Here is a 12,704-nt window from a genome sequence, read left to right as displayed (position 1 = left end):
GAGCACTTGATCTACACTAGGTCATTGGCCCGGGTAGATGCGGGTTCCCACCCGGGTCCCGCTGACGCGTCAGGGCAGCATGGGACCTTGGAAGCGACGTCAGGGAAAGCGTCTGTGAGTCGCAGCCCGTCCAGCATTGAGAGAGTTATTAGCAACGGAATGCTGGTCACCGCCTTGCAACCCGTTTTCGAGTTAGCCAGCCGGAAGGTAGTAGGTGCGGAAGCTCTGACACGCTTCGTCAGTGAAGACGGGGACAGTGCGCATGTGTGGTTCGACGGGGCGGCTGCTGCCGGGCTCGGTGTTTCACTCGAAATTGCCGCCTTGGAATCTGCGGTCCGATCCATGCAGAAGCTTCCCGGCATCTCTACATTGTGCTGAACCTTTCCCCGCCAACATGTCTCGACTCGCGGTTGCCCAACCTGTTGAAGCAGTCCATCCGCGCTGCAAACCGCGTGGTGCTGGAACTGACGAGAAATTTCGCCTCGTCCGAGCTGGAACCCTTGCTTGCAGCATAAAAACCTCTCCGCCAGTCCGGCATACGGCTGACCGTCAACGATGCCGGCTCCGACGCGGCATCGATGAGACATGTCCGCAGCCTGCGGCCTGACTTCATCAAGCTGGACAGGAGCCTGATCGCGGGAATTGAGCGGGAGTGCCGCCTCCAGGATCTCGTCGCGGACATGGTGGAATTTGGCAGGCTCACCGGCGCTGGGCTGATTGCTGTGGGAATCGAAACTGAAGCCGAACTTGCCACAGCCACCCGCTTGGGCGTGAAGGCTGGCCAAGGATATCACCTGGGCAGGCCCACCATTCATCCGCGTGATTGGTCGAAGTGGACCGCACGCGCCACGCAGACTGTGAGCCCACTGTAGCTCCCCTATTGTGTCTGCCGCCATTAGCTCAAATGGGGGCGGTCTGTCATGCATAGAATCGAAGCCTGAAGATCGTAGATGCTACCCAGTGGTAAGGAGAACGAATGTCAGAATGGGTCGAAGTCGGCACGGACAACTACGTGCTGACCACGGTTGGTGCAAAGCTCAACACCGGCCTGATCGTAGGAACAGAACGAGCCATGGTCATCGACACAGGATGCGGGCCGCGACAGGGTCGCGAAATTCTCGACGCGGTGCGCGAAAAGACTCGACTGCCACTGGTCGTCGTGAACACGCATGCGCACTACGACCACTTCTTTGGCAACACAGTGTTTGCGGAAGACGGCGCCATCGAGTTCTGGGCCCACGAGAACTGCGCCGAGGAGATCGGTGAAAACGGAGACGCGCAGCGGAGCGCCGTGGCCGATCTGGAGCCCGAGATGGCTGCCGGCGAGGGCGACAATGTGGAACTGGTAGTTCCCAACGCCCTCGTCCGGGACCAGCCCGTCCTAGTTGATCTCGGCGGACAGACCACCACGTTGTTCTACCTCGGCCGCGGACACACGGACGGTGACCTGCTGGTCGGCACAGCCACCACCCTATTCGCCGGAGATCTGGTGGAGCAGGGGGCGCACCCCTCCTTCGAGGACGCGTATCCAGAGAAATGGGCCGACTCTCTGCGCCACCTCTCGGCGCTGCGGCACCGCTACGAATTCCTCATCCCTGGCCACGGCGAGCCGTGCAGCGACCGGTTTGTCAAGACCATGGCCGACACCATGACCACGGCCGTGCGGCAGGCCCGGCAATCAATCCGGGACACTCCCTCCGACGCTACCAAGGCCATTCCCGTGCTGCCGTACGGGCCGGAGCAGTCGCGCTGGTTCATCAAGCGCCTGCAGGAGACGCGGCCCCAGCATTGAAGCTGAGTACTCAGATGCTGCGTGGCACACAGTAGCCACTGCGCCTGAAAAACAGGTACAGGCTACTCTGGGGCGTGGTCTTCCGGCACTCTAGGTTGAGTGCATGAATACCGGAATCCGAGGTGCTATCCGTAAGTTTGTCGAGCGGAACATCATTGCTGATGACCCTCTGCCCCAGCCGTCCTGGCTCGACCAGCAGGACATGCCCGGCCAGGAAATTGGCGCCCATTCTCCCGTTTCCGGGTTGCCCGTGGCTCCGTTGCCCCCGCTTACGGGCAGGCACAGCGGTCTGCCGCATCTGCAGTCCCTTGGCCGTTTGAAGGGACGGCGCGCTGCCCGTGTCCACGGTGCCCCTGGCTCGCCGAGTGTCAACGAAAAGATCTGACAGGCGTCCCGTACCTGTTCTCTGCAATGCGGGGACGTGGCCTTTCTTGAGCGTGTCTATTGGACAGCGACGTTAACTGCTAAGTAGTCTGACCACAGATCTATGGGGGATCTATCTGTCAGTTACTGTCGCCGCCGCCAAAAACTGTGCGGCTGTATCCAAGGTCTCAACGTCCCGGAGGTTACCGTGGCACTTCCCGACTACGTCTTCGCGCTCTGCGCCCTGCTGGGCAGCCTCCTGCTTCCATTCGCCGGCCTTTATGCGTTGCTGTGGCTGAAGCGCCGGGCGGTAGCCACTGCTGTGTCCCGTTCCTTCCCTGCCCGGGTGGAGTAGTCCTGCCGTACATCGACATCAATCCCCACCGAAGGCGCCCCAAGTGGTGGAGCTACATTGCCTTGGGAATCCTCCTGGTTCTGACCGCTGCCGTCGTTGGAGCTGCCCTCGTCCGCGCCTGATGACAGCGGCACATGCGCCAACGCCTAGAATGGCTATTTGAACCACGCCGATCGACAAGCGCAGCGGGACGCCGCTGTGAGTCCGGGGGGACTGAACATGCCCAAAGCAGCGGATAACCAGATGGCCGAAGTAGACATCAATACAGAACAGCCCGAGCTGCGACGCCGCCGTGCCCGCCGCCGCGATGGCAGCGACTCCGACGACTGGACAGGATCTTTCGACGCCGTGACACCCAACACCAGTTCCGCTCCTGCACTTCCGGTCCGCAGCTCATCTTGGGCGGAGGCCGCGGCTGTGGCGGACGCCATTGCCGACACGTCCTCGCCTGAAGCGCCGCCAGCGCCGTCCCGGAGGCCGGCGGCAGCACCGCCGCCGTATGCTCCTGGGACGGAGGCTGAAGTGCCGGTGTCCGACGCCACCGCGCTGCCGACGTCGTTCGTCCGTGAGCAGAAGCCGCGCCCGAAGCGCGGTTTCCGCGGCTTCCTGTACCGGGTAACCGGCGGCTCCTGGAACATGGGCCCCAGCGCGCTGGAGCGCGAGGAGGAGGAATTGGCCCGCCGCATCTCCCGCCAGCTGCATGGCAGCTTCAACACCGCTGTGCTGAGCCTCAAGGGCGGCATCGGCAAGACCTCCAGCACGGTGGGCGTGGGCCTGACCCTCGCCGAGTTCCGCGGTGACCCGCCATGCGCCATCGACGCGAACCCGGACTCCGGCGACCTCGTGGAGCGCGCCCTGGGCGAGGGTATCTACCAGCAGGCCACACCGCGTACCATCACCGACCTGCTCAAGAATCTCGACTCCATCAACTCGCTGACCGAGTTGTCCCGCTACATGCACCACTCCGGCCGGCTGCACCTCATCGCCGGCGAGCAGGACCCGGAGGTTTCGGACTCGCTCACCGCCGAGGAATATCTGCGGATCCGGAAGCTGATCGGCAGCTACTACTCCGTGGCGCTGACCGACTGCGGCACCGGAGTGACCCACAACGCGATGAGCGGGATCCTGCAGTCAGCGGACAACCTGATCATCGCCGCTGGCTATGCGGTCAGCGGGGCCAAGCGCGCCCGCAGCACCCTGCAGTGGCTCGCCAGCCACGGGTACGAGGAGCTTGCCCGCAACGCGATCGTGGTGATCACCGACAAGGACGAGGTCTCCTCCCGTGTGGACAAGGACGCCATCGAAGAGCACCTCGCCGGGATGTGCCGCGAGCTTATCGCCGTGCCGCACGACAGGGGAGTGGCCGACGGGGACCTGGTGACTCTGGACGTGCTGAAGCCGGAGACGCGGCGGGCTTACAAGGAGATTGCTGCCGCGATCGTGGATGGGTACAGGTAGTTTCTGGGGACGGCGATTTCGCCTTGCAGATTGGGGCTGAACATGTTGCTGTCAGATCGAGCTGATTGCCAGATATCGCATGGACTCTACTTACTGCCCGGCAGGCGAGCACCGATTGCTCATTCTCCGGAAACACGCCCCGCGTTGCTGCTAAGCGGGCCACTGTGCCCGGGGCGAACCTTACTTACCGGCCGCTCTCACTGATGAAGCCGTACGCGTTCAGCGCGGGCCTTTTCCTGGGATGTTTCTCGATGGGGAGCCAGCGAAGGCCACGAGCGCGGCGCCCGTGGATAACGTCATCTATTGCTTCTGGACGGGCACGAGGCAACCTTGGCGACATCATGCAACTCCTGTGCCTGAAGTACCGGGAACGCCTGATCCTTGACGACCTGATCAAGCCGTCGGTCAACGACCACAAATAGCCCTAGGCGAGGGACGTGGCAGCCGGTCATGTGCCGGGCCACTATGACCGGCACGAGAACGGGGGCGCGCCTATCCGGTCTTTTTGTTTCCTACTGCATGGCGACTGACACTCCGCGCTTGGCGAGGCCGGATGAACCGCCGCCATTTGCCGCCGTCACCGTGACGCCAACCCTAGACGGGTATTTGGACGTGAGGATGATGCTGATGGCATTGCTGGAGAACATTGAGAGCGTGAGGCCCATCCCTGCCGATGCAATGTCCGTTCCGATCGGGACGAAAATGGGAGCGCCGCGGTTGTTCTTCACATAGCGAGTGGCGAACAGGTATGAGTCCGGGGTCGCGTCGTCGAGTCCTGTTACTTTTACCTCCAGCAAGTATGCGACGTTGGCGACATCGACAGTGACGATGGCCACGCGGTAGGGGGTCGCGGCGGGCAGCGCATACCACTGCCGCCCTGTATCTTCGATCTTCCCGAAGCGCCCCTCAAGCGTGGAGTTCAGACCTTCCGTGGTGACGTTCTGGAGCGTGTTCGAGTTGATATTGCCCAGTGCGTTGGTGGCCCACTTGCCGCCGGAAAGGCTTGACATGGTGGGTGAGCCGTTGAGGCCGTATCCGGTGGCCGATTCCACGTATGGGGAATCGATCATGATGTTGGTGCTGGCGGAATCAATGTTGATTCCGTCGTATGGCCCGCCGGACGGGTTGAGGCCCGTGACCTTGATGCGCGGCTGCCGGATCCGGACACCCGTAGAGTTAGTGATCTTGATCCCGTGGTTCCCGATCTGCAGGATGTTCGGGCTAATGATATCCACGTTGTTGGCGTTGTCCAGTAGGATCCCGGAGCCGTAGGAAGTGGACGTGGTGTCGCCCGCGATATGGCGGGCATCAATCACGGAATTCCACAGGTAAGTGCCCGTGATGACATCTGCCGAACACTCAGTGTTCTTGACTGGCCGAACAGTTACCCCCTTGCAGGGGTTGGCGGACGTGCCAGTGAGGACGATGTGCTTGCCGAACCCATTGGAGTCCATGTGCCTGGGCGCCAGTACGGCGTGGAGCATCTTCGCGGCGGGGAGCACCTCGATTCCCGCCGTGGTGTTATCCGCGCCAAGGTTGTGGAAGCGTGCGCCGATATAGTGGCCCCGGCACTGGTCAGCATTGGGGCCCGTGTGGTAGGCGGCATCCCTCCCATCGATCAGGACGCCGCGAAGGGAGGAGGTGATGATGACTGAATCGTCCACCACGACATTCCGGCCGCGCACGCGAAGGGCCGTGTTCAAGAACAGCAGCGCCGTTTCGCCACGGAAGGTCGCGTCAACGTTGCCGTCAACGTCCCCGAACAGTTCGAAGCCGTTCACGGTCGCCCCTGCGCCGTTGAGGCTGCCGTTGCCCACGACAGTTACACCGTCCACGATGAAGCCGGCTTCCTTGACGCTGAACATGGTCACGCCTGGGGTGGTGCATTTGATCTGCGTGGCGTAGGCCCGCCCAACGGACATAAGCGTGATGTTGGGTTTGGTGACGTTGATCGTCCCTGTGATCTTGTACGACGCTCTCGAGCTCGTCGGCGGCAGCCAAACCGTAGAACCAGGCGGGGCGGCATCGAATACAGCTTGGAGCGCAGCGGTGTCATCCGCAACACCATCGCCCACCGCCCCATAAGCGGTGTCTTTGGCGTTGTAGATCCCACGACCGGCGAGGCCATAAATGGCTGAAAGATCGGGCAGTTGGGCGTGCGGGACCTTCGAGTCGGCGCCCAGTGTCGCTACACCCGACGCCGCACCCTTTTCCGCAACGGGTACGTACGTGCCGCCAGATGGGGTCTTATCCCCTGGGGCGGCTAGCGTGCTCTGCGCTCCCATGGCTGAAATTGCCGACGCGCCACCGAATGCGGCTGCTAATGTTCCAAACCGGAGGACCCGGCGGCGTCTGACGCCTTTTCCAGTCTCACTAGCCATGACGGCACCGTGACCAGACACAAAGAATTGTTGTTCTAAGAGACAACATTTTGAGGGCCTCCAGCAACTCATAAACTATCGTCTTTAGAAGCTATTTCCTTGCAATTGCCTAAACCAGCGTGGTGACTACTCGACTTATTAGCTTGGGGCACTTGCGTTCAAGCATTGGTACTCGGCCCAACAAGGTATTACTTGTCTAAGCGGCGGACGCACAGGCTTGGAGGGTAGTGACCGTTCAAAACGGACTTGGGTTTGTTGAGTCCTAGCCTCGCTCGGCGTTTGACTTTTGCGAAGACTAGCCCTAACGCGGCGGCGAGAAGCAAGTACCCGAGCTCGGTAGATCCGATGAACGGATTCGTGGCCAGAAAGGAGACGATCACCGAGAGGAAGATGACGAGCTTGGGGATGTCCAGGCCGGCCTTGCGGAGGACGATGGCCATCGCTGGGATGATGATTGCCCCTGCATTGGAGATTAAATACATACTCCCGAAGCCAAGGATGTCTTCCATTCCGGCAACGCGGGTCTGGAAAGCGAGGCGACCGCTGAACAGGAATGGACCCATCAGTGAGCAGAGGCAACGGCTATGAGGATGTGGGCGCTCATGACAAGCACGACCTCTTTCTTGAGCCCTGAGCGTTACGGCCTTTTAATGGATTGAAGCAGACGGGCCAGGACAGCCGTTGTTATTGCTCCTCGAGCTGTAATCCGAGCATTTTTTCGGGCTGCTCCCGTAGCGCCCGCACGCGGAAGGGTTGGTCATGATGGCGCTGGCGCCCGCGGTTGTCAGGCTCTCGGCCAGCTCCCCGTGACCGGTGAGCATGAGAATGTGCATCATGCTGAAGGTCCTGATCTGTCGGGTTACTTCCAGGCTGTGATATCGGGAAGACCACAGTCCAGGACTACGAGTTCGGGGGGAGTGCTTCAGGACCGCGGCGACGCCGCCGCCGGTCCCTGTTTCGGCCAACCGGACCTTGATTCCGGCTGTGGACAGAACTGATTTGAACGAGCCCTCTGATACCCGCGTCATCTTCAATCACTACAGCCGTGCGCATACCCGGCATTGCACTCCCCCTTAGGCTGCTCCAGCAAAAGCCTTAGAGCCCACTTTATCAACACCGGATCCGGTGCTTTGCCAAGGAGTGCTGGTCCTGGTCAGCTGACACGGTTGCAGACCATGCCCTAATACCTTCGGCGCCAATCGGTACTTCTGGCTTGGTCCGGCCGGAACAAATGACGCCAGCCGTTCTTCCGGCAACAGATCCACCTTACGCGGGAGCCGCTAGTCGTCCCCAGCCCGCTGCGTGAGTCGGCGGAAATCCCTGGAGAGGTACAGGGCAAGGGCGGGGGCGTTACCGCTGTGCACGGTGACGGCAACGGTCTTGTGTCCCAGTGTGTGCAGGACATTCATCGCGCGGCGCAGGAGGTCTTCGGCGAGGCCCTGCCTGCGGTGGTCAGGATGGGTGAAAAGCTCAGCAATGAAGGCCGTTCCCGGGCCGGTGCTGCCGACATTGCGGTCCGTGACGAGGATGGCTGCCGTGATCTGTCCCATCGCATTGAGCATCGCAAGGGAGGCTTGGGGGATGGGAGTTCCGTGCGTTCCCCCGAAGATCCGGCTGATCCTGCCGGCTGCCTTTTCCGCGTCCAGTCGGTCCGCTTCGGGGGCGTAGGACCGAAGATACAGGTCAGTCAATTCGGCCAGATCCGCGGGTTGCACGGGCCGGTGGATGCTTGTGCCGGGCGTGAGTTCCTGCGGGCGGACGAGAGCCGCCAAGGAGATGAGATGGACCATGGTTGATCTGCCTTCCGCCGGTGTGGGGGGAATGACTCCTGCGCCTAGTGTGGGGCATTCCGGCCTGCGGGGGAAGACCCTCGGCGGCCAGCGGGCGTGCCCATTCCGGCAGCATTTTCCTCTTGTGCTCGAACAAGCTTCGGCGCCTACTAATGGAAGGAGCCACACCGCCCCGGTAACGCTTGCTGGCCAAGCCGTGTTCCGCCCGGCAGCAGCCCGACCCCAACGGTGAAGGCTGAAGCGGCAGGCGGGCTCCCGCTAGGGAATATTGGAGGAAAATCGATGTTCGCGCGAGTCAGCACCTACAGAACAAGCCCGGAGTCAAGCACCGAGGGCCCGTCGGAGGACATCCTCAAGCAATTGTTTGAAATCCCTGGATGCAAGGGGGCCTATTTCTTGAACGGAACCGGATCCGACAAGGCCCTGTCCATCACGTTGTGGGACAGCGAGGAAACTCTTACCGCCAGCCAGCAGGCAGCCAATAAGCTCCGCTCCGCGACCAGCGAAGAGCAGAAAATCGAGATCCTTGAGGTGGAAGAGTTCAAAGTGACCGCCAGCAGACTCCCCGACTGAATCCCTACAGAACCAAGGAAGACACCATGGCCATCTGTGACACCTGCGGCAACGACTACGACAAGACCTTCACCATCACCCGAGGTGAACGAACCGGCACCTATGACAGCTTCGAGTGCGCCATCCATGCCATGGCGCCGGCCTGTTCCCACTGCGGCTGCCGCATCATCGGACACGGGATCGAGAGCGGGGGCGCAATGTACTGCTGCGCCAACTGTGCACGCGAGGCCGGTGATACCGGAGCCGTTGACCGAAGCTAGACCGGATTCTCACCCAGGCCCTGGAGGATTGTCTCCAGGGCCTTTTTCGGGCTTATCGGAAGATGTTGTAGCCGCCCCAGCCTAAGCCGACGATGGTGGGCGTACCCCAGGTCCCCCTGCTGAACGGGTAGTGGGCGAGCCTGCCGTCGGCGAGCCGGCTGACGAGTCCGTGGCTTCCGATCTGGAATCCCGCCACGCTGGTGATGCTGTTGATGGTGTTCCAGCCGCTGCCAACCCGGGGCCGGGATTCGGATTTGAAGCCGCCGGCCCCGTTGGAGCGGTACAGGAGGAGGCCGCCGTCGCTGCGTTTACCGAGGAGGTCTTGCGCCCCGTCCTGGTCGAAGTCCGCCATGGTGAGGTACAGGCCGCCCCAGCCGCTTCCGATCCTGGTGCGCGGTGCCAGCGTGGATCCGGTGCTGTTGCCGTAGTGCCAGAGCGTTCCGGCGGCGTCGTAGCCAACAATGCTGGGATACCTGTCCGCGGTGCGCCAGCGGCCGACTGTCACGTGGTAACTGCCCCAGCCTGAGCCGATCGCCTGGACAGGGCCGAATCCTCCGCCGGGCTTCCCGGGGTAGACGCTCAGCCGTCCGTCCTTCCACTGGGCGACCAGGTCGAAGACGCCGTCGGTGTTCCAGTCGGCCACAAACCCCTTGGACAGCCCGGCCCAGCCGGCGCCGATCTTCTTCCGCGGCTGGAAACTGCCTTGGCCGGTTGCACCGTAGTTCCAGAGCAGGCCGTCCGATCCTGCGGCGACGACATCCGCCCCGCTTCCGATGGATGGGCCGGAAGACGCGGGCGCTGGGGGTGCGGGGGCCACGGGAGCCGGTTCCTGGGCAGCGGGTTGCTGGGAAGGAACGGCAGCCTCGGTGTTGAGCAGGCGGTTGGGCGTGCCGACGCCCGGGGCCGCGATCACGCCCTGGCTGGTGTCCGCCAGGAGCTTCGCGGCGACGTCGGCCGGACTCAGTGCAGGGTTCTGGGAAAGGAGCAGGGCTGCGGCACCGGCCACATGCGGGGAAGCCATCGAGGTCCCGCTCATGGTGGCCGTCGCCGTCGCCGAGGAGATGCCGGCCGATGCGATTCCCACGCCCGGCGCGTATAGGTCAACGCAGCTGCCGAAGTTGGAGAAGGACGCCTGCCGGTCCGAAGAATCGCTCGCGGCGACCGTCAGGGCGGCGGGCAGCCGTGCTGGCGAGCTGTTGCAGGCGTCGCTGGCGGAGTTTCCGGCAGCGACGGCGACCGTGACGCCGTCGCTGATGACTCCCTGCACCGCGGCGTCCACGATGGCGCTGGCGGGGCTGCCGATGCTCAGGTTGGCGACGGCGGGCGTCCCGGCCTGGTGGTGTGACGCCACCCAGTCAAGTCCCGCAACCACGTCCGAGTTGTACCCGGCGCCCTTGCAGTCCAGGACACGCACCGGAATCACCGTGGCGGCCTTGGCCACCCCGTACGTCTTGCCTGCGATGGTCCCGGCCACGTGTGTTCCGTGGCCGCTGCAGTCGCCCGTCCCGAGGCCGTCCTTAACCGCGCTCCAGCCGGCCGCGACCCGGCCGCCAAAGTCGATGTGCGAGGCGAGAACCCCGCTGTCGATCACGTACGCGCTCACCCCGCTGCCGGAGACGGCTGACGTGTACGAAGCGGACAGGGGCAGGGTGCGCTGGTCGCTGCGGTCCAGTCCCCAGGGTGCCGGCTGCTGGGTTTCGGCGGCCGTCACGGGCGCATCGATTTCGATCGCGGCCACCTCGCCGGAGCGCTTCAGCTCGGCAGCCTGGGCGGGGGTAGCTGTGACAACGGCGCCGCGGACTGCCTGGGAAAAGCTGCGTCCGACGGCGATGTTCCGGGACCGCATGGTCCTCGCCTTCGCTGCGACGTCCGTCCCGGGGGCGTAGCGCACGAGGTAACGGGCTGTTCCGGACTCAGGGGCCGGCGTCGGGGTTTCCGCAGCGGTCGGCGCCGCCGTTCCGGCGGGCACTCCTACGAAAGGTGCGGACAGCGCTGTCAGCAGCAGTGCTGCCAGGGCAGGACGGAGACAGGACGGAGAACGAATTTGAGGGCCCCTCAGACGATGGGGCGGCCACCGGGCCGCAGCTGCTATCTATTTGCTTCAAGGGTAGCGGCGGTTCCGGCGAGCGGTCTTCGAACTGCTTCGATCCTGTGGCAATCCTTGGTGACCTGAAGAGTTTGCTGCGCGAATCCTTCGGGTTTGCTGCGCAGCCCCTCAGTCTTCAGCGTGCTGGAGGAACTCCTCCAGTGCCAGCTGCAGCCTCACGCTGTCCCTGACGACCGCGTCGGCGGCCCGTGCCGCTGCGGCGATATCGCCGTCGCGCAGGCTTTGTTCCAGGAGGCGGCAGGACCGTTCCAACGCCAGCCCGCCGACCATGTGCGACCGGACCTTCAGGCTGAGCACGACGTCCATGGCCGCACGCATGTCACCAGCGCGAAGCGTGGATAGGAGTTGGTCCACCTTGCCGGGAAGCATCTTTAGGTACATGGCGGCATAGCTGATGGCGATGTCATTGCTTTCGAGGTCCTCGGCGAGGCGAAGCAGCCGGGAGACGGAAAATACGGCTTCGTTTCCTTGAAGTGCCATTGTCTTCTTCCGAACGGTGCCGGTCATATGCGGTGAGTAGCAATAACCATGCCGTGCACGGCTCAGGAAACGATCTGCTTCGGGTCAACAACGCATCAGCACTTGATCAAGACGTGATCAAGACGAAACCCGCAGTCCCGGGGCGCTCGATCTTGACTCAGTCTTGAGTAAAACCGGGCACTTTCCTTGATCCTCGGACCGGAGAGTACGAGGACAGAAAACAGCAGGCTTGCTATTGCAAAATTTGGAACTGTTTCACGCAAACAGGCCGCGACATTCCGAGTTTTACCCTAGGTCCTATTTCTAGGGTCACGGCACAGCGGAACATTTTCTGTTGCGTTCAGAGCAGACGGCAGGTCTTGGTTGGGTTTGTGCTGATCGCGGTCTATTCGGTCTCACCAATGTTATAAAAGGGGTCTCGTAATGCTTTCAGACGCTAGCGCCACAGAAGTGTCAAAATCCGCTGGGCGGCGTGGGAAAACCCGTGCACTCCTGGCCTCCGGGCTGGTCCTGGGTGTGGGGGCCGCCTTCACGCTCGCGGCGTGGACGGACAACGAATGGGTGTTCGGCGGTGCCGGGCCCGGCAGCGACACGCCAGGGACAAAGATCTACGCCATGGAACAGAACACGGTTGCACCCTTCGCTGAGGCATCGTGGACCGATGAACCGGAGGCAAACGGCGGCCGCCTCGATTTCACCATCAAGGCTGCCAGTCTGTTGCCTGGAGACACTGTCTACGCCCCGTTCCAGGTACGCGCCAAGGCGGGCTCGGAAGCCCTGACAGTGTCGCTCGCCGAGGCCGTGCAGGCGACCAACCCCGCCCGCGGAGACGACAACAGCACCGCCCTCTACGACGCCCTGCGCTACCGGGCCTGGGTCGGCCTGGACGCCGCAGACTGCAGCGCCGCCGGTGACAAGACGGCCGGGACCGTCCTGGTTTCGGCCAATTCCCCGCTGGATACCCTCGGAGCGGATCCCTTCGCGCTCGCCGCCGGCGCGTCCGGGGCAGCCGGGGCACCCGTGAACCTCTGCTTCGCCATGACCCTGCCGGCAGGAACAACCGACACCGACCTCCAGGGCAAGAACGTGGTGCCGCTGTGGCGCTTCACCAGCGTGACCGGGCAATAGTCCGTCCGTCACAGACC

Annotated in this window: 13 protein-coding genes and 1 pseudogene; 9 read left to right on the top strand and 5 right to left on the bottom strand. The window is 62.9% G+C overall.

The window, feature by feature from the left end; genetic code table 11:
• Positions 1-114 precede the first annotated feature (114 nt).
• The 6 genes and pseudogenes from J7E80_RS24535 to J7E80_RS01285 all read left to right on the top strand — a co-directional run bounded on the left by J7E80_RS24535 (position 115) and on the right by J7E80_RS01285 (position 3,968).
• A complete protein-coding gene (locus J7E80_RS24535) occupies positions 115-378 on the top strand; it encodes an EAL domain-containing protein (protein ID WP_396020715.1) in 264 nt (87 codons plus the stop codon).
• Between the two features lie 152 nt (positions 379-530).
• A pseudogene (locus J7E80_RS01305) lies at positions 531-872 on the top strand (EAL domain-containing protein); the annotation flags it as partial.
• A 104-nt stretch (positions 873-976) separates the two neighbouring features.
• Entirely contained in the window at positions 977-1,792 is an 816-nt protein-coding gene (locus J7E80_RS01300) for an MBL fold metallo-hydrolase (protein WP_215049670.1), read from the top strand.
• A 103-nt stretch (positions 1,793-1,895) separates the two neighbouring features.
• Positions 1,896-2,177 (top strand): hypothetical protein, encoded by a 282-nt coding sequence (locus J7E80_RS01295; RefSeq protein WP_215049669.1) that lies wholly within the window; start codon positions 1,896-1,898, stop codon positions 2,175-2,177.
• A 186-nt stretch (positions 2,178-2,363) separates the two neighbouring features.
• Complete coding sequence (locus J7E80_RS01290; protein WP_215049668.1) at positions 2,364-2,510, top strand: hypothetical protein; 147 nt, start codon at positions 2,364-2,366, stop codon at positions 2,508-2,510.
• Positions 2,511-2,729: 219 nt separating this feature from the next.
• Positions 2,730-3,968 (top strand): MinD/ParA family protein, encoded by a 1,239-nt coding sequence (locus tag J7E80_RS01285; RefSeq protein ID WP_215049667.1) that lies wholly within the window; start codon positions 2,730-2,732, stop codon positions 3,966-3,968.
• Positions 3,969-4,480: 512 nt separating this feature from the next.
• Here the strand turns inward: J7E80_RS01285 and J7E80_RS01280 are convergent.
• The 3 genes from J7E80_RS01280 to J7E80_RS01270 all read right to left on the bottom strand — a co-directional run bounded on the left by J7E80_RS01280 (position 4,481) and on the right by J7E80_RS01270 (position 8,139).
• The gene (locus J7E80_RS01280; protein WP_215049666.1) at positions 4,481-6,253 is read right to left on the bottom strand and encodes a glycoside hydrolase family 55 protein; all 1,773 of its coding nucleotides are present in this window, start codon (positions 6,251-6,253) and stop codon (positions 4,481-4,483) included.
• 284 nt (positions 6,254-6,537) lie between these two features.
• Positions 6,538-6,858: a hypothetical protein gene (locus tag J7E80_RS01275; protein ID WP_215049665.1), complete on the bottom strand. Its 321-nt coding sequence runs from the start codon at positions 6,856-6,858 to the stop codon at positions 6,538-6,540.
• A gap of 771 nt (positions 6,859-7,629) precedes the next feature.
• Complete coding sequence (locus tag J7E80_RS01270) at positions 7,630-8,139, bottom strand: GNAT family N-acetyltransferase (RefSeq protein WP_215049664.1); 510 nt, start codon at positions 8,137-8,139, stop codon at positions 7,630-7,632.
• Positions 8,140-8,535: 396 nt separating this feature from the next.
• Here J7E80_RS01270 and J7E80_RS23560 point away from each other — a divergent pair, with 396 nt between their 5' ends.
• Both J7E80_RS23560 and J7E80_RS01260 read left to right on the top strand, forming a co-directional pair.
• Positions 8,536-8,712, top strand: coding sequence for a hypothetical protein (locus J7E80_RS23560; protein ID WP_251036293.1), 177 nt, complete (start codon positions 8,536-8,538; stop codon positions 8,710-8,712).
• A gap of 26 nt (positions 8,713-8,738) precedes the next feature.
• Positions 8,739-8,972, top strand: coding sequence for a hypothetical protein (locus tag J7E80_RS01260; protein WP_215049662.1), 234 nt, complete (start codon positions 8,739-8,741; stop codon positions 8,970-8,972).
• 52 nt (positions 8,973-9,024) lie between these two features.
• Here the strand turns inward: J7E80_RS01260 and J7E80_RS01255 are convergent, their stop codons facing one another.
• Together J7E80_RS01255 and J7E80_RS01250 are read right to left on the bottom strand one after the other, a co-directional pair.
• Positions 9,025-10,941: a S8 family serine peptidase gene (locus J7E80_RS01255; protein ID WP_311380734.1), complete on the bottom strand. Its 1,917-nt coding sequence runs from the start codon at positions 10,939-10,941 to the stop codon at positions 9,025-9,027.
• A 246-nt stretch (positions 10,942-11,187) separates the two neighbouring features.
• Entirely contained in the window at positions 11,188-11,586 is a 399-nt protein-coding gene (locus tag J7E80_RS01250) for a hypothetical protein (RefSeq protein ID WP_215049661.1), read from the bottom strand.
• A gap of 423 nt (positions 11,587-12,009) precedes the next feature.
• Here J7E80_RS01250 and J7E80_RS01245 point away from each other — a divergent pair, with 423 nt between their 5' ends.
• Positions 12,010-12,687 (top strand): hypothetical protein, encoded by a 678-nt coding sequence (locus tag J7E80_RS01245; RefSeq protein ID WP_311380733.1) that lies wholly within the window; start codon positions 12,010-12,012, stop codon positions 12,685-12,687.
• Positions 12,688-12,704: the final 17 nt, after the last annotated feature.

Source organism: Arthrobacter sp. ISL-28 (assembly GCF_018613875.1).
In the GTDB taxonomy this organism is placed as follows: domain Bacteria; phylum Actinomycetota; class Actinomycetes; order Actinomycetales; family Micrococcaceae; genus Arthrobacter.
Note: the sequence above shows the minus strand (reverse complement) of the source record. Positions and strands in the feature narration are given on the sequence as shown.